Source organism: Azotobacter chroococcum, from assembly GCF_004339665.1.
Taxonomy (GTDB): Bacteria; Pseudomonadota; Gammaproteobacteria; order Pseudomonadales; family Pseudomonadaceae; genus Azotobacter; species Azotobacter chroococcum.
The window spans coordinates 20,125-43,231 of the sequence record NZ_SMMU01000016.1 but is presented as its reverse complement, the minus strand read 5'-3'; the positions used below and the strand labels follow the sequence as shown (position 1 = coordinate 43,231).

Sequence of the window (23,107 nt, the reverse complement as noted above, 5' to 3'; positions counted from 1 at the left end):
CGGTACATGGCTTTTAGGGCCGGTTATCCGCCTTGTGCTCCGCTCGTGGCCGAATGTCGCTCAGCGGTGCGGGCGGCGGCGGAGTGCCTACACTGAGTCCGGGCGGAGCCCGTCGGCCGACAGGAGTGGGGTTCCGAGAGTGGATTTTCATAGTGCAAGGAGATTCCCATGTTCACACCCGGTCATGTGCATCGCGAGCAGAAGGTGGACAAGCTCAACCGCCAGGCCTTCACCTGCGATGTCTATTACGAGGTGCGCGAAGATCCCCAGGAGGGGCCGATGCTGCACCTGCGCATGGAGGGCGAGATCGACGGCAAACCCTTTGCGGATGAATGCGAGCTGCACCGCGACATGGCCTTCGACTTCATGAATGCGCTGACGCAGATCGCCGTGCGCAACGGCTTCCAGCCGCGCTTCGGGCCGGTCCTGCGCGAGCATGGTGAATACGACGCCATGTTCCGGGACATCCGCGAAAAGCTGGGGTTGCACCCGGGCGATCCGGTCAACCTCGACCATCTGCCCGGCGCCTGAAGCCGGCCGGGCAGCGCCGGATCGCGTTGCCCGGCGCCCGCAGCGCGGTTCGTCCATTTCCCTTCCCTTCCGTTCAGCGCGAGGCCTGGCCCTTGGTCTCGCCATAGGCCCGGTCCAGGCGCTCGCGCACCTGCCTGGCCCAGTCGTCCAGCGCCTGGTAGGTGTCGCTGGCGCCGGCCTTGACCGAGGGCGAGACCTCGTTGCCGCTGGCGGCGCTGACCGACTGGCCGAGGAGTTCCCCGGTCCTGGCGTTGCGGATCTCGGTTTCGAAGAAGATCCGTACCTGCTGGTCGCGCACGCCGGCGAGCTGCATGCCGGCGCCGATCAGGAAACCGATCGGGATGTACTCGGTGGGCTTCATGTCGCGGGCGTTGCGGATCAGCCCGGTGATCGCCGGGCGCAAGCGCAGGCTGCGCACGTCGGCGGAGGTCACCAGCTGGTAGCCGCCGGCCTGCAGTTCGCGACGGATGGCCTGGTCGAGATGGGCCAGGACCTTGGCGGTTTCCTCGCTGCGCTCGCGGATCACCGCCTGGGTGGCGGCATCCACGTAGTAGCGGGCCGGTTCGAGGACGATTTTCTTGTCGTAGTCCTGGCGCAGGTGCAGGCCCGGCTTGACCCAGTACTCGCTGTTGTCCCAGTAGGGGTCCTCGACCAGCCGGCTGTAGTCGCCGAGAAAGCCCGAATGGCGGGTTTCCGAGGAGGGGATGTTGCTGCAGGCGGTGCCGGCGAGCACCAGGACGACGAGCGCGAGTTTCCAGGAGCGCATGTTCGATCTCCCTTGGGTTTCCTTGGGGAGTCGAGTCTAGAAGGTTCTCGGACGGAGCCCGGTGATTCCGACGGGCTGCGGGGCAGGCCGGCTGATAGGCCTTCGAGCCTGCGTCTCCACTGGACGCAGGCGTGCAGCCCGGTTCGCCGTTCCGCGCAGGCCGCCTACGCGTTGCCGGTCTTTTCCGGGGGGGGCGCCATCAGGCGCTGGCGTTCGCGGTGGGCCTTTTCCACCATCTGCAGGGTGCAGCCGGTGCTGTAGTGCTGGGCGAAGGCGAGGGCGCTCGGCGGCGATTGCAGGTACATGGAGAGCAGCATCTGCCTCAGGTGGTGCTGCTGGAAGACGAACTCCTGCTCTTGGGCATGCCACATGGCCTGCAGTGCGGAGAGATGCCCGGGCGTTTCGCCGCCGGCCAGCGCAAGGAGGCCGCGGAAGGCCCGGTAGGCGGGGGTTCCGCCCTGCGGGTCGGAACTGCGGCCCAGTTCGCGGGGGATGTCCTGCATCGCATGGTAGAGCGGCAGGTAGGGGGTGCCGAGGGGCGAGCCGAGGGTCTGCCAGATCAGCCCGCGCAGTTCGGTGGGCATGTCCGCGTTCAGGCAGACGATGTGGCTCGCCTCGGTCCTGTCGTGTGCGCTCGGCCGGCCCGTGCCGCCTTCGAACACCCTCCACATGCTGGTGCCCCGCAACACCGTCATCACATCGGTGACGCAGAGCCGGCCATCGGGCTTCAGGAACAGCGGATAGCGCGGCTGTCGCGGGCCCTGGCGCTGCGAGGAGCTCAGGTGCTTCTGGGTGAGCCAGATCCGTTCGGCGTCGTGGGGGCTGCCGGGGACGCCGAAGGCTCCGGCGAAATCGAATCGCCGGCGGTCGGGATCGGCCAGCAGGCGGTGCTCCGCGACGAACTCGAACAGCCCGCGGGAATGCAGCACGCCGGCCCCGTCGAGGTCGACGTCATGGACGCGCATGGCGCCGGCCGCGACCAGGTAGCTGTCGGCGGGAATCCGCACCGCGATCCAGTGATGCGCCGAACCGGTCTCCAGGTACCAGGCCTCGAAGGCGTCGGCGAGGATCGCGCCGCAGGCTTCGCTGGCGCCGTAGCGCTCGATGTAGTGGCCCAGCAGCTCCACGCCATGGCGGGCGCTCAGGGCCTGCGGCAGCAGCAGGGTGGGAATCACCGCTTCCTCGATACCGGCCTCGGCCAGCAGCGGATCGGCGGCCATGGCCTGGGGGTTCAGGCGCCGGGCATTGGTCGTCGAAACGGCGACGTTGTTCTCGTTGATCCCGCGTCCCTCGTGGAGATGGCACCTGGCTGCGCGATGGGGCTGCGCATCGGGCATGGCGCTGTAGGCGAAGCCGTTGGCCGGCAGGGGCACGCCGAGGCCGTTGCCCAGGGTCCAGATCCCCTCGTGCACGACCAGGGGACTGGCGTATTCCGGCTCGCTCCGATAGGCGAGGTAGCGGTTCCAGCGATGACCGCGGCCATCCTCGTTGCGGCAAACCATGATCTGGTTTTCCGTGCTCGCTTCCCTGCCGATTGCGATGTTGATGCACATGGAAGAACTCTCTGCTGCATCGGAAATGGACGGGGCATGAAAGGGACATGCCCGGCGGACAGGGCCAATACGCCGGTGGCGTTGGCGTCTTTGTCGGCAATCCCTGAAGCAAGGCCTGTTCCAAGTAGACAACTTTTTGATTTTTATTGATTTATTTGTACGCTTTGGAGGCGGAGCGGGAAAGGGTGGACGAATCCAGCCAGGGCGGCGCGGGCCGGATGGACGAAGTCATCCATGTCCGGACAGGGCGGTCCGGCCCGGACATGGAGGCAGGGAACGCCCCCGGACGGGGGCGCCAAGGCGATGCCGGCAGGTTAGAAGGTCGTGATCTTGCTGTAGGTCAGCCGGCTGGGACGCAGCTTCATGCGCACCAGGGAGACCAGGAAGCCGAAGCCGGCCTGGTTCGGGTCGATGACCGGGACGTAGCTGCCCAGGGTTTCCTCCAGCAGGGTGGCGACCCGGCCGGCCACGTCGACGAAGCCGGTGCAGCCCAGCAGCAGCGACTGCGCGCCGTCCTCGCGGACCGCCTTGAGGGCCTGTTCGAAGGTCCGGGCGACCACCACGTCGAGGTTGCCGAGGTCGGCCACGTTGCAGTCCACGGCGCGGATCGAGGCGAACGACTCGCTGAGGCCATAGCTCAGGACGTGGCCGCGCTGCATGGCCAGGGTGCTCTGCAGCACGGTGATGATGGAAAAGCGCTGGCTGAGGGCCAGGGCACTGAAGGCCGAGGTCGGGAAGCCGCCGACGATCGGGATGTCGATGACTTCGCGGGCGGCCTCGACGCCGCACATGTCGAAGTCGGTCAGCCAGATGCCGTCGAAGCCTTCCTGCTCCAGCTGGCGCGCCAGTTCCACCACCGGCATGCCGTTCTGCAGCCAGTTGGTGCGGTTCTCGATGCAGGGATGGCCTGTGGCGATGGCGCGGATTTCCACCTGCACGTCGGCCGGCACCACCGGGTCGATGGCCTGCAGGATGCGCGCGTTGTAGGCGTCGGTCGCCGCCGGGACCAGCACGGCGATACGGATGGGAGCGTTCATGCGCCGATCTCCGCGCGGTCCCGCTGTAGTTCGCCGACCGGCACGTAGGGGCCCAGATAGCCCATGCTGGCCAGCAGCTGCCGGAAGGAGTCGAGGATCAGTCCGCCCGGCGTGCGCAGCGCGGGGTCGGCCTGCCAGGCGAGCAGGGTGACGGTGCGCTGCCTGACCTCGGGGTTGAGACTGCCATCGGCCAGCACCAGGTCGCCGTTGGAATACACCGCCTGGCCCGGGCCCTCGACGAAGTACGCCAGGCTGTCGGGGGCCAGCAGGATGGGGGCGGGACGCACGCTGTCCCAGGCCAGCAGCGACTCGTTCTGGTAGACCACGGTGTAGCGGCGCGCTCCGGCCTGCAGGTGGACCTTGCCTAGGTCGAAGCCGCCGGCGGTGTCCACTTCGGCGGCGACCAGCTCGCCGGGCTGGGAGATCGCCCGGGCGAGGATGCCGAACGCCTTGCCGAGGTAGTCGATCATGGCCGCCGCACTGCCGATCTCTCCGGCCTGCAGGGCGCGGCCCAGCTGCAGCGCTCGGGACAGGGTGGCGCGGATCGGCAGCGCGGCGGGCAGCTCGGCCGGGCTCATGATCCACATGGCCAGGCCGCCGAACTCGCCGAACTGCGTGGCGGCGACGATCGGCCGGGTCATCTGCTCGACGATCACCGAGACGTCCTGCTGGTGGGTCGGATCGCCGTTGATGCCGCTGCGCGGCGTCACGTCCAGCTCCACGCACAGTTCGCCCTGGCTGACCAGGAAGGTCGGCCGCGGGCTGATCTCGGCGGCAGCGTAGGTCAGCATCGGCAGCGAGGGCACGGCGCGCCCGGCGCCGTCGGCGTCGACCACCGCGAGTCCCAGCTTGGCGGCCACCAGACAGGCGACGACGAAGCCGAGGGCGCCGCTTTCCGGGGACACCACATAGGCCAGCCGGCGGCCCTGGGCCGCCAGGCGCGCCTGCACCTGCCGGGCCGCGGCCACGGGACCGATGGGATAGGAGGTGCTGTTGATCGCTTCGGGGGCGCCCATGTAGGCGACCATCACGGTGTCCCCGTCGCCGACCTCCTCCGCCGACACCACCCGCACGCGCTGGGTGGGGTAGTAGTCGCCCGCGTGGAAGTTCGCCGCCAGGTGGCGGGCGGAGGTGATGGTGCCGCCGCCGCCGCTGCCGAAGAAGGCCCCGCCCAGCAGCAATGCTTCCAGGTCCTGGGGACCGAGTTCATACGCCATGTGTCACTCCTTGTCTTGCATGGTTGTGGTGCGTGATTGGTGGCCGGTGCCCAGCTCCGCGAGCAGTTGCAGCGCCCGGGCCAGGCTCGGCGGCGGCGCCTCCGGGGCGACGCCGCGCAGCGCCCGGGCGAGCAGCTCGGCGGCCTGCTCCGTGCGGCGGGTCTGGCACAGGAGCCGGGCGAGTTGGGTGGCGGCGGCGATGCGCGCGGACACCGAGCCCAGCGCCATGGCGGTGGACAGGGCGCTGCGCAGCTCCTGCTCGGCGCCGTCCGGGTCGCCCTGTGCCCAGCGGGCCCGCGCCTTGAGGGTCTGCAGCTCGCCCAGGTAGGTGCGTTCCTGGTGCTCCAGGGCCAGGTCCAGCGCATGGGCCAGCAGGCTTTCGCAGTCGGCAGGACGTCCGGCCTGCAGCAGCAGCTCGCCGCGCTGCCAGGCCTGGAAGGAATGGAACAGGCGGCCGCCGTGGTTGAGCATGTGGCTCTGGTAGCCCTCGAGCATGAAGCGCTCGGCCTCGTCGAAGGCGCCGAGCGAGCCCATGTGGCAGCCGCGGAAGACCTGGCCGATGCCCCGGTAGAAGGTGAAGCCGTGCTGCTCGGAGAGGGCGTCCAGGTCCGCCGCCAGCGGCCCCAGCCGCTCCCGGTCCTCGAACAGACAGGCCAGCCAGACGGCGCCCTGCAGGGCCAGGGCCCGGTTGAAGGGATGCGGGTTGTCCTCCCCGCAGCGCAGCAGCAGGCGCTGCATGGCCTGGCGCGCCCGGGCGAAGGTGCCCAGCTGGAAGGCCGCCAGGCCCTCGAAGGTCAGCGCCAGGGCGACCAGGTCGAAGCCCTGCAGGCCGCTGCGCGCCTCGTCCTCGCCGCCCTGCAGCAGTCCGCCGCGGGCCAGGCAGGCCAGGGCCTCCTCGCAGTCGCCCAGCCAGAACAGGGTGTTGGCCATGGCCACGTGGGCTTCGTCTTGGGCGGCCGGGCTGCCGAGGTCGCGGGCGCGCTGCAGCATGTCCTGCGCCGTGGCGCGGGCCCTGCCCAGCTCCAGGGTCATCAGCTGGGTGACCCAGATGCCGAACTGCAGGGAGGCCAGCTCGCTGCCGTAGCCCAGGCCCTCTCCCGCCTGCAGGGCCGCTTCGTAGCAGGCGCAGGCCTCGGCGCACAGCCAGCCGTTCACGCTGCGCAGGCTGACGCCGAGCAGGCGGTAGGCCTCGAACTGCAGGACGTGTGCCCCGTCGCGCCGGCTCAACTGGTCGAGGCAGCGGCGCAGTGGCGGGATCGCCTCGCGGAATTCCGCCGCCTCGACCCGCCGGCGGCCTTCCTCGAGCAGGAGTTCGGCGTCCTGGCCGCGGCTCTCGCGGGACTTCAGGCGCCGCTCGACGACCTTGCGGCTGACGCCCAGCAGCTGGGCGGCCGCGCTCTTGTTGCCGCCGCTGCGCTGTAGTGCCCGGTCGATCAGCAGGTTCTCGGCCGCCTGCAGCTTGTTGTCGCCCTCCAGCGCCAGCAGGGCGTCGGCCAGGTCGTCCTGTTCGGCGGAAGCGTTCTGGGCCGGCGCCAGGAAGGGCTCCAGTTCGGCGAGGCCGATCCGCTCGGAGAGGGCCAGCACGCCCAGCCGGTCGATCAGGTTGCGCAGCTGGCGCACATGGCCCGGCCAGGGCGCCTGGCGCAGCCGCTCGAGCGACACCTCGGAGAACGACAGCGGCCGTGGCTGGCGGGCGGCGAAGTGCGTCACCAGCGCCGGGATGTCCTCGCGGCGCTGGTCGAGGCCGGGCACCTCGAGCACGAACACCGTCAGGCGGTGGTAGAGATCCTCGCGGAAGCGGCCTTCGCGGACCATGGCCTGCAGGTCGCGGTGGGTGGCGGCGACCACCCGGCCCTCGAAGCGCAGCGACTCGCTGGCGCCGATCGGGCGGAAGCTGCGGGTTTCCAGCACCCGCAGCAGGCGGGTCTGCAGCGCCAGCGGCAGCTCGCCGATCTCGTCGAGAAACAGCGTGCCGCGGCCGACCTGCTGGAAGTAGCCGGGGCGCTGGCTGGTCGCCCCGGTGAAGGCGCCACGGGCATGGCCGAACAGTTCCGACTCGATGAGGTTTTCCGGGATCGCTCCGCAGTTGACGTCGACGAAGGGCTGCCCGGGATGCAGGCCCTGCGCGTGTAGCCGCCGCGCCACCACTTCCTTGCCCGAGCCGGTCGGGCCGCAGATCAGCAGGGTGTGCGTGGTGGGAGCGACGCGCTCGACCAGGCTCAGCAGGCTGCGGAAACGGGCCGATTCGCCGACGATTTCCGTCGATATGCCGAATGAAGCGAGGTCGGGCATCAGCACCATTCCTTGGCGGGGCAGGCCGGGCGGGGTGGGGCAGCTTGCACCGATCTGGAGCATGCGTCCAGATTTCGTCGGGCACCCTGTACCTGGATTGTGGCCCAATGCCGGCGTCGTGGCGCGGATGCCCGCCGGGCCTCAGTGCCGGGCGACGGCCGCCGTCCCGGCCGCCAGTGCCGCCCAGGCCTTCTGGGTGTCGGCATAGGCGGCGGCGCTTTCCTCTGGCGACCTGTAGGTCCAGGCCATGCCGAGCGCCTCGATCTCCTTCCGGTAGGCGGGGTTCGCGGTCACTTCGCGGGCGATCCCGGTCCAGGTGTCGACGACGGCCTGGGGCGTGTTCTGGCTGAAGAACAGGGTCCACAGGTAGGGCGGGAAGGTGAAGTCTACTCCCTGTTCCCGGTAGGTCGGCACATGCGGGGCGTTCGGCGCGCGCGTGCCGGTCGGCTCGCCGAGCAGCACGAAGTCGCCCGACTGGAGGTACTCCTGGGTGCCCGAATAGACCTTGGCCATGACGTCGACGGTGCCGCCGATCAGCGCGGCGAGCCGGGCGGCGTCCCCGCCGGTGTCCATCAGCCTGAACGTCACGTCCTGCTCCTTCTGCAGCTTGAGGAACATGAAATGGCTGATGGTGCCGTATTCGGTGGCGGCCTTGAGCTTGCCCGGCTTGGCCCTGGCCCTGGCGAGCAGGTCGCCGATCGACGTGATCCCCGATTTGCCGGATACGTAGAGCCCCAGGGTGGCGTCTTCGACGACCGTGGGACCGACCTTGAAGCCGTCGTAGGAGTAGGGGGCCATCCCGGTCAGGTAGTTGGCGACGAGGCCCTGATGGGTATAGAGCACCCTGTAGCCGTTGGACGGGTCCTCGTGGACCGAGCGCGAGCCCTTGTAGCCGCCTTCGCCGTTGATCCTGACGACCACCATCGGTTTGCCGAGCAGCTTTTCGGCGTACTTGGCGAAGACCCGGGCGCTCAGGTCGGAGGCACCGGTGGCGGCGGCCGGCACCACCAGCTCGACCGGTCTACTCGGATAGTCGGCGGCCTGGGCCGTGCTCTGGAGGACAAGGCCGACGACGGCTGCCAGGGTGGCACGCAGGAGTTTGGTTTTTTTCACGTGATTCACCTTCTTGTTATTGATGTAGGTGCGCGGGATTGCAGGTGTCATGGCCGCCCCGGCTTCGGGCCGGTGCCGGCGGATGACGATGAACCGGCCGAGCCGCGAAAGGCCCGACCGGGACAAGGGGACGTTTCGGATGCCTCCTGTAGTGGATTGGTTGGGGGTTCCGGTTCGGGCTCGTCCCGGGTGCCCGATCCCGGGACGCGGGCTGTCACTGCCGGGCGAAGGACTCCGCCCCGCTCGCCAGTTCCGCCATGGTCTTCTGGATGGCGGCATAGGCGGCGGTGTTTTCCTGCGGCGACCTGTAGGCGACGGCCATGCCCAGCGCCGCGATCTCCTTCCGGTAGGCCGGGTCCGAGGTCACTTCCCGGGCGACCTCCGCCCACTGCTCCACGACGTCGTCGGAGGTGTCCCGGTTGAAGAACAGGGTGAACAGGTAGGGCGGGAAGGTGAAGTCGACGCCCTGCTCCTTGTAGGTCGGCACGTGCGGGGCGTTCGGCGCGCGCGTGCCGGTCGGCTCGCCGAGCAGCACGAAGTCGCCCGACTTGAGGTAGTCCTCGGTGCCCGAATAGATCTTGGCGATGACGTCGACGGTGCCGCCGAGCAGCGCGGGAATCCTGCCGGCGTCGCCGGGGATTTCCACCATCTGGAACTTCACGCCCTGTTCCTTCTGCAGCTTGAGGAACATGAAGTGGTTGTAGGTGCCGTATTCGGTGGCGGCCTTGACCTTGCCCGGCTCGGCCCTGGCCTTGGCGAGCAGGTCGTTGATCGACTTGATCTTCGACTTGCCGGACACGTAGAGGCCCACGGTGGCGTCTTCGGCGACCACCGGGCCGACCTTGAAGCCGTCGTAGGAGTAGGGCGCCACCTGGGTCAGGTAGTTGGCGACCAGGCCCTGGTGGGTCAGCAGCACCTTGTAGCCCCTGGACTGATCCTCGTGCACCGCGCGCGAGCCGTTGTAGCCGCCCGCGCCGGTGATCCGGATGATCACCAGCGGCTTGCCGAGCCGCTTCTCGGCGTGCCTGGCGAACGTCCGGGCGACCATGTCGGTGCTGCCGGTGGCGATGTTCGGCACCACCAGCTCGATTGGCCTGGCCGGATAGCCGGCGGCCTGGGCCGTGTCCTGGAAAGCGAGGCTGGCAGGGACGGCCAGCGTGGCGAGCAGGAATATTCTTCTTTTCATGGGAGTTGCCTTCTTTTCGTTCCGTGAGGGCATGTGGGGCAGGGCGGCAGGGGAAGGAATGCCGGGCATGCAAGGCGTGTCAAAAACAATGATGTCAAAAAAATATCACACTCTCGGAGAGCGGCAAGGGAGGCGGACAGACTTGTGTCCATATTGCGAAACCAGGCGCTGCCGGCCTGGCGCGAGACTTGGGCGTACCGATCCGCAGCCAGCGTGCCGCTGCGGCGGCACGGCTCACCAGGACTGGCGATCCACGACGGGGCAGGGAACCCAGTGGATGAAGGGTTCGTCGCGCTCCTCGATCAGGTGCAGCGCGGCGCGGCGGCCCAGCTCGTAGTAGGGGAGCTGCACGGTGCTCAGCGGCGGATAGAACAGTTCGGCGACGCCCACCATGTTGTCGTAGCCGAGCACCGCCACGTCGGCCGGGATGCGCAGGCCGCGGCTGAGCAGGTACTGGTAGGCAACCAGGGCGATGCGGTCGTTGCCACAGACCAGCAGGTCGAAGGCCGGTTTGCCGTGCGACTCGCTCAACTGGCGCTCCAGCTCGGCGATGGTTTCCCCGTAGGCGTCGTCGGTCGACAGGTCGTACTGGCGGACGCTCTCCGGGGCGATGCCGGCCTCCACGAGGGCGCGCGACAGGCCCTGCTGGCGCAGCTTCCAGGCCAGGCTGTGGCGCGGCAGGTTGATGCACAGCGGGCGGCGATAGCCGCGTTGCAGCGCCTGGCGCACGGCCTGGTACTGGCCGTCCTCGTCGTCGGGCACGTAGCAGGCCACGCCGGGCTCGGTGCTCATGCAGCCGCTCAGCACCAGCGGCTTGCTGCGCAGCGCCGGGGGAATCTCCAGTTCGCGCAGCTGCATGGCGCTGAACACGATGCCGTCCGGCCGGTGCGACAGCATCAGGTCGATGGTTTGCGGGTTCAGCGGGATTTCGAACACGTTGAGGATGAAGACGTTCCAGCCGTGTTCCCGGGCGGTGCGTTCCACCGAGAGCAGCATTTCCACGGCGAAGGGGGTGGTCGCCGTGTCGAGCGCGAAGACGCCGATGGTCTTGCCGCTGGAATGGCCGCCGCGGATCTTGCGGGCGGAAAGACTGGGCACGTAGTTCAGGGCTTCGATGGCCTGACGGACTTTCGCCAGGGTTTCCGGGTTGAGCTTTTCCGGGGTGTTGATCGCTCGGGACACGGTCATCGGGGAAACCCCCGCCAACCGTGCGACATCTTTGACCGAAGCCATGTGCGGGTGCCATTGCCTGTATGGCCGGGCATGATGTCATGCCCGGCGAAAGCATGACAACACGGCGGCAGGCGGCACGGGCGACGTAAGGAGGATCGCTCTGAGCTGAGGAACCGGCGCCGGTCGGCTTCGGCACCGAACGGGTTCCGCTGGACACCCCGCAGCGGTCCGCGTCATGGTCATGGATGCTGTCAGGACGGGCGTCAAGTCGTCTGTGTGTCCAGCGCGATGGCAAAGGACTCGTAGGGCTGCAGTGTCAGGTGCTGCCCGAGCACGTTGCGGGGCCCGTAGTTACTCACCAGGCTTTCGCCCGCGAGGCCGCGCAGACTGGCCGGCAGCTCGAGCGCGACCGGCTGCCCGGAAAAGTTGTTGATGACCACGAGGCGCTGGTCGCCAAGGCGGCGCTCGTAGGCGAAGAGCTGCGGATGCTCATCGAAGAGCGGCCGGTAATCGCCATGGACGATCACCGGCCGTTCCTTGCGCAGCCGGATCAGGACGCGGTAGTGGTGAAGGATCGAGCCCGGATCGTCGAGCGCGGTGGCAACATTGATCTCGCGGTAGTTGGGATTGACCTTCATCCAGGGCTCGGCGTGCGAAAAGCCCGCATTCTCGCTCGCATCCCACTGCATCGGCGTGCGCGCGTTGCCGCGGCTGTTGGCGTAGATGCCTTCCATCATCGCCTCGTGCGATACCCCCGCCAGGGTGCGCTCGCGGTATAGGCCGAGCGATTCGGCATCCTGGTAATCCTCGACCGACTCAAAGCGCACGTTGGTCATGCCGATTTCCTCGCCCTGATAGATGTAGGGCGTGCCCTTCAGAAAATGCAGCGCAGTGGCGAGCATCTTCGCCGACTCGACCCGGTAGCGGCCGGGATCGCCGTAGCTCGACACCGCCCGCGGCAGGTCATGGTTGTTCCAGAACAGCGAGTTCCAGCCAGTGTCGCCAAGAGCGCTCTGCCACTTGCCGATGACCCCCTTGAATTCGCGCAGGTCGAAGGCGCGCGGCGTCCATTTACCGTCCTGCTGGTCCCAGGTCAGGGTGATGTGCTCGAACTGGAACACCATCGACAACTCGCGGCGGGCGGGCTCTGAATACAGCCTGGCGATCTCCGGCGTCACGCCCCAGGTCTCGCCGACCGTCAGCACGTCGCGTTCGCCGAAGGTCGCGGCGTTCATCTCCTGCAGCAACTGGTGCAGGTGCGGGCCGTTGGTCGTGATGCCGCGATCGACCTCCTTGCCGATCAAGTCGATGACGTCCATGCGGAAGCCGCCGATGCCCTTGTCCAGCCACCAGTTCATCATCTGGTGTACTTCCTGCTGCACCTGTGGATTGGCCCAGTTCAGGTCCGGCTGACGCTTCGAGAACAGGTGGAAGAAGTACTCGCCGGTCGTCGCGTCGAATTCCCAGGCGCTGCCGCCGAAGTTCGAGCGCTGTTCGTCCGGCGCGGAGCCATCAGTGCGGGGGGCACGCCATATGTAGTAGTCGCGGTAAGGGTTGTCCCTGGATTTGCGCGCCTCGATGAACCAGGGATGCTCATCGGAAGTGTGGTTGACGACCAAGTCCATGAGGATACGGATGTCGCGCCGCGCGGCCTCGGCGATCAGCGCTTCCATCTCCGCGAGCGTGCCGAACTCCGGCGCGATGTCGCAATAGTCCGAGATGTCGTAGCCGTGGTCGTCCATCGGCGAGCGGAACACTGGCGACAACCAGATCACATTGATGCCCAGCGTCTGCAAATAGTCGAGCTTGCCGATGATGCCTGCGAGGTCACCGATGCCGTCGCCATTGGCGTCGGCGAAAGAGCGTGGGTAGATCTGATACACCACGGCGTTATGCCACCATTTCGTTTCCACGATGAGAACCCTCGTTAATTTTTTTGTTCGTCCCAAAGATTCGACGGAACTGTGAAGCATCTCTGGTATGAGTTTGCTGATGAGCACGCTATCCAAAGCGCTTTGGATATTAATTGAAAGCGCTTTGGATGAAAACATTTTTCAGCGCCGGGATGAGACCCTTTGGAAATCATTAAACTTTGCGCATTCGGCAGACCGGCGTATGTCGGTCGATCAGCGCCAGGAACAGGCGGAAGCAGGGCATATGAAAGTAAATCTGAAGACGCTGTCCGAGTCGCTCGGACTGTCGCAAACGACTGTAAGCCGGGCGCTCAATGGCTACTCGGAAGTCAGCGAAAGGACCCGCCAGCGGGTCATGGAGGCGGCGGAAAGGCTCGGTTATCAGCCCAACTCGCAAGCACGCCAGCTTGCTACCGGCCGCACCGACACAATCGGTATCGTTTTTCCATTCAGCGTAAGCACCATCGGCGACATCCGTTTCGGTGAGGTCGTGTCCGGCATCACCGAGCGGCTTGCCGAGCATAACCTTGACTTGCTGATTCATTCGGCGCGGCCCGACGCCGAGCTCGAAACCTACCGCCGTTTGATCGACAGCCGACGCGTCGATGCGTTGATCGTGACACGCACGCGGGTCGATGATCCGCGCATAGGCCTTCTGCAGGAGCGGAACTACCCCTTCGTCGCCTATGGCCGCACGCAGAGCCGCATCCCCTACGCCTGGTTCGACTTCGACAACGAAACTGGCGGCCGCCTGGCAGCCGAGCGCCTGCTTGCGCTCGGCCACCGCCGCATCGCCCTGGTTCACGCACCGCTGGAGATGAACTTCGCGATGCAGCGTCATGCGGGCTTCGTCGCGGCCCTGTGCGCAGCCGGAATCGAACCCGATCCCGAATTGATCGTCGAGGCGCCGGCTGACCGTACCGGTGGTTACCAGGCGGTTCGCAAACTGCTTGCCATGCAACAGCCGCCCACGGCTCTGCTCGTCGACAACAATGCGATTGGCGCTCTTCGAGCGCTTGGCGACTGTGGCTGGAAGCCGGGTAGCGGCCTGTCGCTGATCGTATACGACAGCATTCCCTTCGAGATTCCGTTGACCTACAAGGTCACCTCAGTGATGCAGCCGACCGGCGAATCGACCGGCCAGGCGCTGGCCGATCTGGTTGTCGACGTGCTGGCGGGCAAGCCGCTCGACCAGTTGCACCAGCTCAAGGTGCCATACATCGACCCCGGTGAGACCGACGGTCCTCCCATCGTTTTCGGTTAGCATGCAAGCGGCGGCGATAGCCGCGCTCGAACGCCTGGCGCACGGCCCGGTACTGGTGGCCGTCCTCGTCGTCGGGCACGTAGCAGACTACCCCGGGCTCCGTGCCCATGCAGCCAACACGACAGCCGGCGGCACGGACGGCGCCAGGGGGACCGTTCAGAGCTTCAGGTCGGCCAGGCTCCAGGCCGCGCCCTCGCCGAACGTCCCGCGCCCGTTCACGGCGAAAGCGCTCACCCCTAGGCTGTCGGGGCGCGGGTAGATGCGGCTGCTCAGGGTGTAGGCGCCGTCGTCGACGAACACCTCGATGGACGAGCGATCGAGGAAGATCCGCAGGGCGATCCGCGTCTGCCCCGGCGCCACCGGCACGCTGCGCACGCCGCTCACGCCGGCGCCCGAGTGCTGGCGGTCGAGCACCAGACGGCGGGCCATGGCGTCGAAATACAGCAGGGTGCGCTCCCGTTCGTCGTCGCTGCAGCGCAGGGCCAGCCCGAAGCGCTCGGCCGTGCTGCCGGTCAGCTCCAGTTCCAGTTCCAGTTCGAGCTCCAGCAGGGCGCCGCGCACCTCGAGCCTGCGGCTCTGCGCCTCGAGCGTGCCGATCGCCAGCGCCTGCCGGGACTGGCGCAGCGCCGTCAGCTCGCGGGCCGGGCGCATGCGCAGCCGGTCGCCGTCGCGGCTCAGCTCGCGCGGCAGGGATAGCGCGCCGCACCAGTGGTGTGCCTGGCTCGGCATCGGGCTTTGCCACATGTCCATCCAGGCCCAGAGCAGGCGGCGTCCGTCCGGCGCCAGCAGGGTCTGCGCCGCGTAGAAGTCGTGGCCGTGGTCGATCTCGCGCAGTTCGGTCTCCGCGACGAAGCAGGCGTTCTCGCCCAGCCGGCCGAGGAGATAGCTGTTCTGGAACAGGTTCCAGCGCTCGTAGCCGTCGGGCTCCAGGCCCTGCGGCGAGAACAGGAAGACGTCGCGCCCCTCCAGCTCGAACAGGTCCGGGCACTCCCACATGTAGCCGTCGGGCTGCCGCCGGCCCTCCAGGGCGCGGCCGAGGCATTCCCATTGGCGCAGGTCCCGGGAGCGATAGAGCAGCAGCTGCGGGTCGTCGCCCTGGCGGGCGCCGAGCGCCATCCACCAGTGGTCGCCGCGCCGCCAGACCTTGGGATCGCGGAAATGCATGATGTCCGGATGCGGCGGCGTTTCGATCACCACCCCGTGCTTGGTGAAGGTGATGCCGTCCGTGCTGCTGGCCAGGCACTGGACCTGGTGCATGCCGTGCTCGTCATTGCCCGGCTCGCCCAGCCAGCGGTGCCCGGTGTAGATCAGGTACAGGGTGTCGCCCTCCACCACGGCCGACCCGGAAAAGCAGCCGTCCCGGTCATAGGCGTCGCCGGGGGCCAGGGCGATGGGCAGATGCTCCCAGTGGACCAGGTCCGCGCTCCTGGCATGCCCCCAGTACATCGGTCCCCACTGGGGCGAATACGGATGGTGCTGGTAGAAGACATGGTACTCGCCGCGGAAATACACCAGTCCGTTCGGGTCGTTCATCCAGCCGGCCGGGGGCGACAGGTGGTAGCCGAGGCGGTAGTCGTCGCCGCGCTCGGGCAGGGTTGTTTCAAGGGCGCGCTGCGCCTCGTCCAGTAGGTCAACCGGCATGTCGTGATCCTTGAGGTGCGTGGGAAGGTCTTGAGCGGGCGTCATCCCCGCCGGGACGCGGATGACGCGAAGTGGCTTTTGTGGGGGCCTTTCCTCACTAGGGTTCGTAGTGGTTGGCCGACTGGGCGATGGCCGGCAGCTCCAGGGAGCTGTCCGCCGCCCGGGCGGTCTTGCGCGACGGGTCGGCGCGCAGCAGCGACCAGGACAGCAGCAGGCAGGCGCCGACCAGGCCGGCCAGCAGCAGGTAGACGCTGGCGAAGCCGACCTTGTCGTAGCCGTAGCCCACGGCCGGCGACAGCAGCATGGCGGTCAGCTGCTGGGCGAACTGGAAACTGACCAGGTAGAGCGTGGCCGACAGCCGCGCGTCGAAGTTGACGGAGATGTACTTGAACACCGCGACCAGCAGGATCGGCACCTCTATGGCGTGCAGCATCTTGCAGGCGCCGACGGTCCAGGCCTCGGTGGCCAGCCCGGAGCCGAGGATGCGCACGAACATGATGGCGCCGGCCAGCAGCAGGCCGTACTTGGCGCCGGTGCGGGCGACCACCCAGGGCGCGAACAGCATGAGCACGGCCTCGACCAGCACCTGCGAGGAGTTCAGGTAGCCGTAGGCGCGGGTGCCTTCCTCCGGGGTGGGGAAGAAGGAGGCGAAATACACCGGGAACTGCTGCTCGTAGATCATGTAGACCCCGGCGACCCCGGTCAGGAACAGGCTGAACGCCCAGAAGCGCGGCAGGCGCAGCAGCTGCAGGATGTCGGCGGTGCGTACCGGCGCGGACTCGCCGGCCTGCGCCTCGTGGTTCCTGAAGGCGTCCATGTCCAGCCGGGAGAGGATCAGCAGGAACGCCAGGCCGGCGGCGCTGCTCATGTAGAAGGCGATGTCCGGGTCGATGTTGAACACCACGCCGACCACACCCGTCGCGGCCGCCCAGCCCAGCGAGCCCCACATCCGGGTGGTGCCGAACTCGAAGCCGGCATGCCGCGACAGCCGCTCGGTGTAGGACTCGATGACGCCCACGCCGGCGAGCATGGCGAAGGCCAGGAAGGCGGCGCCGACCAGGGCGCCGAGCACCACGTTGTGGGCCAGCAGGCCGGCGTAGACGTGGATCGCGAAGGGCGCGGCGCAGGCGAGCAGCACGCCGATCCAGACCAGCAGTTTCCGGGACAGGCCCAGGCGATCCTGCAGGGCGCCGTAGAAGGGCTGGATGAGCAGCGCGGCGATGGCGTTGGCAGCGAAGACGAAGCCGGTTTCCGTGCCGCTCAGGCCGATGACCCGGTGCAGCCAGATCGAGAACAGCGAATAGCTCGACGACCAGGCGAAGAAGAAGAAGAACAGCAGACCACTGACCAGCCAGTACTCGCGTTTGAACGGGAGGTGCATGAAAAAACCCTCTTGTTTTTATTGGAGGTAACGTTAACATCGAGGCGTATTACGCTACTCCCGCCAGCTTGCTGTCAAGCGTAATCGTTTGATCGGGGGAGCGTGAACAGGCGTTGAGGACGCAGCGAAGGGCCGCTTTCCGTTGCCCGGTGCGCAGCAGGGACTTGCCGATCCGGGCCTTCCGGGTCGCCTGCGGCGCGCGAGGGGATGGCCGGCTCGCAGGCGTCCTGGCAGTACCTATTACAAGAACAAGAGGTTTACCCATGCATTCCGCGGCCTGTCGCCCCTGGGCTGGCTTTTCCCTGCTTTTTCTCTCCACCCATCTCCTTGCTGCACCGGCGCCGAGCGTCGAGGAGCGTCTCGCCCGGCTCGAAGCCAGGACCATCGTCGCCGAGAGGCGGGCGGCGGCAGCCGAGGCCGATGCCGCTCGATTGCGCAGGGAGGTCGAGCGGCTCGACAGACAGTTCGCCGTCAATTCCTCGTTGCCCACACAATTACAGCTGTCGCTCAGCGAGCGAGTCGCCCAGATCGAGGCGCGCCAGCAGTCCCTGGAGACCCGCACCTCGACACTGGCGTCTTCGGTGGATTCGATCGAGGACTTGACGGAGGGCTTCTCCTTTGGTGCCTATGCCCGTTCCGGCATGATGACCAATGGAAGCGGCGGCGGTCGTGGTGGCCCCAACGTGACCCCCGCCGGCTCGATAGGTGGGTCCGTCGGCCGGCTGGGCAATGAGGTCGACACCTACGTGGAGGCGAAATTCTCGAAGGAAACCCAGGCCAGCAACGGCACGCGCTCGAAGTACATGTTTGCGATCGCCGATGGGGTGGAAACCCCCAACGACTGGACCTCGGGCGATAGCTCGCTCAACGTTCGCCAGGTATATGCCGAACTCGGCAATCTGGCGTCGTTCCAGGACATTCCCATGTTGCGCGACGCCACCATCTGGGCCGGCAAGCGCTTCGACCGGGACAATTACGACATCCACTGGCTCGACCGGGGCATTGTTTTCCTGGCCGGAACCGGTGGCGGCATCTACGACGTGCGGCCGACCGACGGCTGGCGCCTCAATGCCTCGCTGATGAGTCGCTCCTACGGCGATTTCGGCACGGAGACGAACAAGGACATCAGGACTTATGTCGCCACTCTCAATCAGTATTTCGATGACGATCGCTGGCAACTCATGCTGAGCGCGATTTCTTCGGGCCAGAACAATGACAAGCTGAACGGTGACAAGAGGAAGCTATCCGACGAGGACAGCCGAGTGAACAAGGCGGGGTTCAGTCCCGGTGAAAAGGGCTGGCATGGCATGTTCGCCTATCACCGGCCGGATTTTTTCGGTGGTGAAGGCTTCTTCAAGACCGCGCTGCTGTACGGCAAGGGGCTGGGAGGGGAGGTCAATACCATCGGCGGCGATGGCGAACTGCTCGATGAAGCCGAAACGCTGCGCCTGGCGATTTATGGCCATACCCGCCTGAACGACGACTGGCGAATCGCGCCGGCCCTGATTGCCGAAAAGAGCAAGAACCGGTATGTGCCCGACGATGACTACAACTATCTGACCTTCAATGTACGGCTGGCCAACGAGCTGAGCAGCAACTTCGAAATGCTCTACGAGTTTACCTGGCAGACCATGGACCTCGATGCGCGTGGTTACGATGGCCGGCAAACGGCCAACGGCGACTTCTGGAAGATCACCTTCGCGCCGACCTTCAAGGCGGAGACTGGAGAATTCTTCACCCGTCCCGAACTGCGCCTGTTCGCCACCTATATGAATTGGTCCAAGGATCTCGATAACTTCAGCACAACAGACGATTTCGGGCAGAAGGGTTTCAAATCCGGTGGTGTTTGGCAGCTCGGGGTGCAAATGGAGACCTGGTTCTAATCATGCTCATGACAAGTTCAATTTGTGGTGCCACGACTCTGCAGTGTGGCATGGCTGGCCTTTTCCCTACTCAGGAAGAAACTCTGGCACCGGTGCCCGATGAAAACCGGTTGGCAAACAAATTTGCAAGTGCTAAGTTAACGTTAACTTAGCCGGTGAAGAATTATGCTGGCCACAGCTTTATCAAGGCCTCTATGACCGGAAAAGTTCAAAAACAACAAGAAAGGATGACAGATCAGGCTTGTGATGAATATAGACCCTAAAGCTGAAAGCGCTGTTTCCGCGTCGAGGTTTCCATGGCTTTACCTGCCAAGGCTTGCAGAGTTACGGGAAGTTTCACTTCCAGCTTCCCGTTCAGAGTTATTCACATGCTTTCGCGCTGTTCCAGAAAGAACAGCAATGGAGCATCCATTAGTAAAGTCATCCATAATTTACAAGCTAGATTTCCGATGCTCGGGTTACAACTTTTATTTGGGAAACTGTTTCGGCTCCGAGATTGAGTTCCTGCCTAGGAGAGCAATGCGCAAGGAAGCAGGCATGTTACCACCAATAATGTCAACAATAGGAAGTCCAGATGTTTTCACGCCATAAGCTGTTAGCCTTTTTCTTGTTATCCACTACCTTTGGTGCCTTTGCCGAACAGGTTGATCAGCAGCAATTGTTGTCGCCGGATGGCCGCATTCGGGTGAGTGTCAATAACCAGCCTGCTGGCCTGGAGTACTCCATCAGCTTTAACGATAAGGCTATTATCAAACCCTCCAGGCTTGGCTTTGCGATAAAGGGCCAGCCCGACCTGGCGGGTGATCTGGAGCTTGTAAAAGCAGACAAGGAGACAGTGCGAAAGCAGTGGCAACCAGTCTGGGGCGAGCGTGCCACCGTGAGCGACGAGCACAATGAGCTACACCTCTACTTGACTGAAAAAACAGGGCTGAAGCGCAAGTTTGAAGTGGTTTTCCGCGCGTTTGATGACGGTGTCGGTTTTCGCTATGTCATACCCAAGCAAGAGCAGCTGGATAAATTTTCCATTGAAGATGAATTGACCGAATTTGCCTTTGCACGGAATTTCAATGCCTGGTGGATCCCTGCACACCGTGAACAGGACTATGAGTATCAATATCTAAAGTCTGCGCTCAGCAGTATCGATGTGGCGCATACACCGTTAACTCTAACCGGCGTCGAGGATAATGTAGCTATCGCTGTGCACGAAGCGGCGCTCATCGACTACGCCGGCATGTCGCTGCGCAACACTGCCGAAAATCACATTACCCTCAAGGCGGATCTGGCTCCCTGGGCTGATGGAACCCGTGTCTATGCGCAAACACCGCTGGAGACACCATGGCGCACGATTCAAATCGCCGATAGCGCTGCTGATTTGCTCAATTCTGATTTGGTGTTGAATCTGAACGAGCCGAACAAGCTCGGTGATGTTTCATCCTATGTGAAGCCGGGCAAATACATGGGTGTTTGGTGGGAGATGCACATTGGTAACAAGTCGTGGAGTCCTGGCGAGGATCAAGGTGCGACTACGGAGCGCGTCAAGCAGTATATAGATTTTGCCGCCAAGCATGATATCGACGGCGTGCTGGTCGAAGGCTGGAATAAGGGCTGGGAAGGTGAGTGGTGGAATCGCAAGCCAACCTTTGTGTTTGATGAGCCTGTGGTCGGCTTCGATATCGACGCCGCGACTGAGTATGCCCAGTCAAAGGGTTTGCGTTTGATTGGCCATCATGAAACTGCAGCGGGTGTAGCGCATTACGAGGAGCAGATGGAACGAGCCTTTGCCTATTATAAAAAGCAGGGGATTCAATCTGTGAAAATGGGCTATGTAGGTCCTCGCCTGGATGGCAAGGAGTCGCATCAAGGGCAATTCATGGTGCGCCACTTCCAGAAAGTTGTCGAGACGGCAGCCAAGTACAACATCATGGTGAATGCGCACGAAACCGTTAAAGATACTGGGCTGCGTCGTACCTACCCCAACCTGATGACACGCGAGGGTGTGCGCGGTATGGAATACAACGGCGGCAGCCCCGATACGGGCAACCTGCCAAATCACACGGTGATCATTCCCTTTACCCGCGGTCTGTCTGGCCCTACCGACTTTACCCCGGGTATTTTCAAGTTCGACTATAAAAAGCATCGACCCAACAACCGCGTGCCCAGCACTTTGGCCAATCAGTTGGCATTGTATGTCACCCTTTACAGCCCATTGCAAATGGCCGCAGACCTGCCAGAAAATTATGAAGGCAAACCTGCTTTCAAATTTATCGATGACGTACCAACGGACTGGTCAGACAGTAAAACGCTCGCCGGTGAGATCGGGCAGTACTTGATTATGGCGCGTCAGGATAAACACAGCAGCGATTGGTACTTGGGCGCGATTACAAATGAAGAGGCGAGAATGTTGCCAGTGGATCTATCGTTCCTGGAACCTGCTGCACAATACCGTGCCGAGATCTACCGCGACGCTGCCAACGCGGATTGGCGCGATAATCCCGAGGCGATCGAAATCGTTTCCCAGACCGTTGGTCGAGATACTGTGCTCAGCCTGGATCTGAAGCCTGGCGGTGGTACCGCTATCCGTTTTATCAAACTTTAACTCCATATATAGGCAAGCCCGGGGTGACTCGGGCTTGCAATTCCCTCCTCAATTACCCACCCACGGAATTGTTCAAGCTGCCTCTCTCCGAACGGGATCGTCGGCGTGAATGCGAGTGACCTTCTCGGGCCCCTGCTGGCCGCGATTGCGGCGTTGTCGCCCAAGCCGCGCCGGGACAGGCTCTGGCCGGTGATTCTCTGGCTGAACACGGAAACCGACCGGATCAGCCTGCCCTTCACACCACATAAAAGAAGATCGCCACGAAGTGCAGCAGGCTGCCGGCCATGACGAACAGGTGCCAGATGCCGTGCCAGTGGCGGAAGCGGCTGTCGAAGGCGAAGAAGACGATCCCCACGGTGTAGGCGATCCCGCCCGCCAGCAGCCAGGTAAAGCCCGCACTGCCCAGGGCAGCGAGCAGCGGCTTGACCGCCACCAGGATCAGCCAGCCCATCACCGCATAGATCACCAGCGAGAGAACCCGCGCCTCGGAATGCGGCTTGAATTCCTGCAGCATGCCGAACAGCGCGAGGCTCCAGATGATCGCCAGCAGCGACCAGCCCCAGGCATCGGGCAGGGTCACCAGGCAGAAGGGCGTGTAGCTGCCGGCGATCAACAGGTAGATCGACAGGTGATCGAGCTTGCGCATGATCGTCTTCGCTCGCCCGCGCAGGCTGTGGTAGATGGTCGAGATGCTGTAGAGCAACAGCAGGGTCGCGCCGTAGATCGCGCTGGCGACGATCTTCTGCGGCGTGCCGTCGAGGCTCGCCACCACCAGCAGCCAGACCATGCCGACCAGCGCCAGGAGCGCGCCGACCAGATGGGTCCAGGCGTTGAACCTTTCACCGTGATACATACCGAGCACCTCGATGGCGATGCGTTCAGCAATCGGTATCCGCTGGGGTTGGACATCAGTAAGTGGCCTTTGTGGACAGAATAGTGCAGCCACCAGCCTCCGGTCTTGCCTGACCGCCAGCCAGGGGCACTGCGCATGCCTGGACCGCGGGTCAGCCCGGCCGCGTTTCCCGGCACGGGTTGCCATACTGAACGGAAAGGCCAGGGATGGGGAACTCCTGCACACGCGGGCGTCCAACCCCAGGGAGTGGCCCTGCAAACGCTATTCAGATCGAGGTCACGCATGAGCGACACAGACCCGCACTTCAACCTCCGCCTTCCGGAAGAGCTGAAAGTCAAACTCATGGAGGCTGCCAGAGACAATAATCGATCGGCGACGGCCGAGATCGTCGCCCGCCTGGAGGAAACCTTCGCCAACGAGGATATCGTCGAAGCCAAGGCCGCCCGGGACGCGCTGATGGTCGAGCTTGGCGCCGTGCTGCAGGCCGGCCTTAGTGCTGCCGAAGATCTCAACGAGGTAAAAAACGCCCTTCAGGAAGCTCAAAAAGTATTGAATGCCAAGCAGGCTGCGCCTCTCTCCCCGGAAGAGAACAAGCCCAGGTAATATCCTCACTTGGATCAGCGCCTCGGCGATTGCCGCCGCCATGTCGGCCGCGATCCGCATAGCCTTGAGGTCCCGTCGGTTCAAATCCAGACGCGATGCCCGAGC

17 protein-coding genes are annotated in these 23,107 nt (G+C 64.8%); 5 read left to right on the top strand and 12 right to left on the bottom strand.

The genetic code is table 11. From position 1 onward, the window contains the following. The first annotated feature begins 168 nt into the window (after nt 1-168). The gene (locus EV691_RS14295; protein WP_131297553.1) at nt 169-531 is read left to right on the top strand and encodes a DUF5064 family protein; all 363 of its coding nucleotides are present in this window, start codon (nt 169-171) and stop codon (nt 529-531) included. 73 nt (nt 532-604) lie between these two features. Here EV691_RS14295 and EV691_RS14290 read toward each other — a convergent pair whose 3' ends face one another. From EV691_RS14290 to EV691_RS14250, 9 genes are all read right to left on the bottom strand, one after another. Next, a complete protein-coding gene (locus EV691_RS14290) occupies nt 605-1,297 on the bottom strand; it encodes a DUF3313 domain-containing protein (protein ID WP_131297554.1) in 693 nt (230 codons plus the stop codon). Between the two features lie 164 nt (nt 1,298-1,461). Continuing rightward, on the bottom strand, nt 1,462-2,850 hold the full coding sequence (locus tag EV691_RS14285; RefSeq protein ID WP_131297555.1) for a C69 family dipeptidase: 1,389 nt from the start codon (nt 2,848-2,850) through the stop codon (nt 1,462-1,464). Nucleotides 2,851-3,164: 314 nt separating this feature from the next. Next, on the bottom strand, nt 3,165-3,887 hold the full coding sequence (locus EV691_RS14280) for an aspartate/glutamate racemase family protein (RefSeq protein WP_131297556.1): 723 nt from the start codon (nt 3,885-3,887) through the stop codon (nt 3,165-3,167). Then, nucleotides 3,884-5,104 carry a DUF917 domain-containing protein gene (locus EV691_RS14275; protein WP_131297557.1) on the bottom strand — a complete coding sequence of 407 codons (1,221 nt, stop codon included), beginning with the start codon at nt 5,102-5,104 and terminating at the stop codon, nt 3,884-3,886. The genes EV691_RS14280 and EV691_RS14275 overlap by 4 nt, the downstream gene beginning before the upstream one ends. A gap of 3 nt (nt 5,105-5,107) precedes the next feature. Then, a complete protein-coding gene (locus EV691_RS14270) occupies nt 5,108-7,396 on the bottom strand; it encodes a sigma-54-dependent transcriptional regulator (protein ID WP_207390143.1) in 2,289 nt (762 codons plus the stop codon). A 141-nt stretch (nt 7,397-7,537) separates the two neighbouring features. Next, complete coding sequence (locus tag EV691_RS14265; protein ID WP_165496520.1) at nt 7,538-8,509, bottom strand: tripartite tricarboxylate transporter substrate binding protein; 972 nt, start codon at nt 8,507-8,509, stop codon at nt 7,538-7,540. Nucleotides 8,510-8,723: 214 nt separating this feature from the next. Then, on the bottom strand, nt 8,724-9,695 hold the full coding sequence (locus EV691_RS14260; RefSeq protein ID WP_165496521.1) for a tripartite tricarboxylate transporter substrate binding protein: 972 nt from the start codon (nt 9,693-9,695) through the stop codon (nt 8,724-8,726). A 234-nt stretch (nt 9,696-9,929) separates the two neighbouring features. Next, nucleotides 9,930-10,928, bottom strand: coding sequence for a LacI family DNA-binding transcriptional regulator (locus EV691_RS14255; protein ID WP_131297560.1), 999 nt, complete (start codon nt 10,926-10,928; stop codon nt 9,930-9,932). A 203-nt stretch (nt 10,929-11,131) separates the two neighbouring features. Then, nucleotides 11,132-12,868, bottom strand: a complete 1,737-nt coding sequence (locus tag EV691_RS14250) for a glycoside hydrolase family 13 protein (protein WP_279388880.1) — start codon at nt 12,866-12,868, stop codon at nt 11,132-11,134. Between EV691_RS14250 and EV691_RS14245 the strand changes: the two genes are divergently transcribed. Further along, nucleotides 12,849-14,045 carry a substrate-binding domain-containing protein gene (locus EV691_RS14245; protein ID WP_207390144.1) on the top strand — a complete coding sequence of 399 codons (1,197 nt, stop codon included), beginning with the start codon at nt 12,849-12,851 and terminating at the stop codon, nt 14,043-14,045. The genes EV691_RS14250 and EV691_RS14245 overlap by 20 nt on opposite strands. Nucleotides 14,046-14,201: 156 nt before the next feature. On the opposite strand, the gene EV691_RS14240 is transcribed toward EV691_RS14245, so the two are convergent. Then, the gene (locus tag EV691_RS14240) at nt 14,202-15,686 is read right to left on the bottom strand and encodes a glycoside hydrolase family 32 protein (RefSeq protein WP_131297561.1); all 1,485 of its coding nucleotides are present in this window, start codon (nt 15,684-15,686) and stop codon (nt 14,202-14,204) included. Nucleotides 15,687-15,783: 97 nt separating this feature from the next. Continuing rightward, entirely contained in the window at nt 15,784-17,067 is a 1,284-nt protein-coding gene (locus EV691_RS14235; protein ID WP_131297562.1) for an MFS transporter, read from the bottom strand. Between the two features lie 263 nt (nt 17,068-17,330). Between EV691_RS14235 and EV691_RS14230 the strand changes: the two genes are divergently transcribed. Then, on the top strand, nt 17,331-18,950 hold the full coding sequence (locus EV691_RS14230) for a carbohydrate porin (protein WP_131297563.1): 1,620 nt from the start codon (nt 17,331-17,333) through the stop codon (nt 18,948-18,950). A gap of 574 nt (nt 18,951-19,524) precedes the next feature. Beyond that, nucleotides 19,525-21,546 carry a glycoside hydrolase family 97 protein gene (locus EV691_RS14225; RefSeq protein ID WP_131297564.1) on the top strand — a complete coding sequence of 674 codons (2,022 nt, stop codon included), beginning with the start codon at nt 19,525-19,527 and terminating at the stop codon, nt 21,544-21,546. Between the two features lie 235 nt (nt 21,547-21,781). Here EV691_RS14225 and trhA read toward each other — a convergent pair whose 3' ends face one another. Further along, nucleotides 21,782-22,399 (bottom strand): PAQR family membrane homeostasis protein TrhA, encoded by a 618-nt coding sequence (gene trhA, locus EV691_RS14220; protein WP_131297565.1) that lies wholly within the window; start codon nt 22,397-22,399, stop codon nt 21,782-21,784. Between the two features lie 282 nt (nt 22,400-22,681). Here trhA and EV691_RS14215 point away from each other — a divergent pair, with 282 nt between their 5' ends. Then, the gene (locus EV691_RS14215) at nt 22,682-23,002 is read left to right on the top strand and encodes an Arc family DNA-binding protein (RefSeq protein WP_131297566.1); all 321 of its coding nucleotides are present in this window, start codon (nt 22,682-22,684) and stop codon (nt 23,000-23,002) included. The last annotated feature ends 105 nt before the right edge of the window (nt 23,003-23,107 follow it).

Excerpts from the sequence above, each read along its gene's own strand:
- EV691_RS14280 (WP_131297556.1), bottom strand. The coding sequence starts at position 3,887 with ATGAACGCTCCCATCCGTATCGCCGTGCTGGTCCCGGCGGCGACCGAC.
- trhA (WP_131297565.1), bottom strand. The coding sequence starts at position 22,399 with ATGTATCACGGTGAAAGGTTCAACGCCTGGACCCATCTGGTCGGCGCG.
- EV691_RS14275 (WP_131297557.1), bottom strand. The coding sequence starts at position 5,104 with ATGGCGTATGAACTCGGTCCCCAGGACCTGGAAGCATTGCTGCTGGGC.
- EV691_RS14290 (WP_131297554.1), bottom strand. The coding sequence starts at position 1,297 with ATGCGCTCCTGGAAACTCGCGCTCGTCGTCCTGGTGCTCGCCGGCACC.
- EV691_RS14260 (WP_165496521.1), bottom strand. The coding sequence starts at position 9,695 with ATGAAAAGAAGAATATTCCTGCTCGCCACGCTGGCCGTCCCTGCCAGC.
- EV691_RS14255 (WP_131297560.1), bottom strand. The coding sequence starts at position 10,928 with ATGGCTTCGGTCAAAGATGTCGCACGGTTGGCGGGGGTTTCCCCGATG.
- EV691_RS14235 (WP_131297562.1), bottom strand. The coding sequence starts at position 17,067 with ATGCACCTCCCGTTCAAACGCGAGTACTGGCTGGTCAGTGGTCTGCTG.
- EV691_RS14295 (WP_131297553.1), top strand. The coding sequence starts at position 169 with ATGTTCACACCCGGTCATGTGCATCGCGAGCAGAAGGTGGACAAGCTC.
- EV691_RS14240 (WP_131297561.1), bottom strand. The coding sequence starts at position 15,686 with ATGCCGGTTGACCTACTGGACGAGGCGCAGCGCGCCCTTGAAACAACC.
- EV691_RS14245 (WP_207390144.1), top strand. The coding sequence starts at position 12,849 with ATGAGTTTGCTGATGAGCACGCTATCCAAAGCGCTTTGGATATTAATT.
- EV691_RS14285 (WP_131297555.1), bottom strand. The coding sequence starts at position 2,850 with ATGTGCATCAACATCGCAATCGGCAGGGAAGCGAGCACGGAAAACCAG.
- EV691_RS14230 (WP_131297563.1), top strand. The coding sequence starts at position 17,331 with ATGCATTCCGCGGCCTGTCGCCCCTGGGCTGGCTTTTCCCTGCTTTTT.
- EV691_RS14215 (WP_131297566.1), top strand. The coding sequence starts at position 22,682 with ATGAGCGACACAGACCCGCACTTCAACCTCCGCCTTCCGGAAGAGCTG.
- EV691_RS14270 (WP_207390143.1), bottom strand. The coding sequence starts at position 7,396 with ATGCCCGACCTCGCTTCATTCGGCATATCGACGGAAATCGTCGGCGAA.
- EV691_RS14225 (WP_131297564.1), top strand. The coding sequence starts at position 19,525 with ATGTTTTCACGCCATAAGCTGTTAGCCTTTTTCTTGTTATCCACTACC.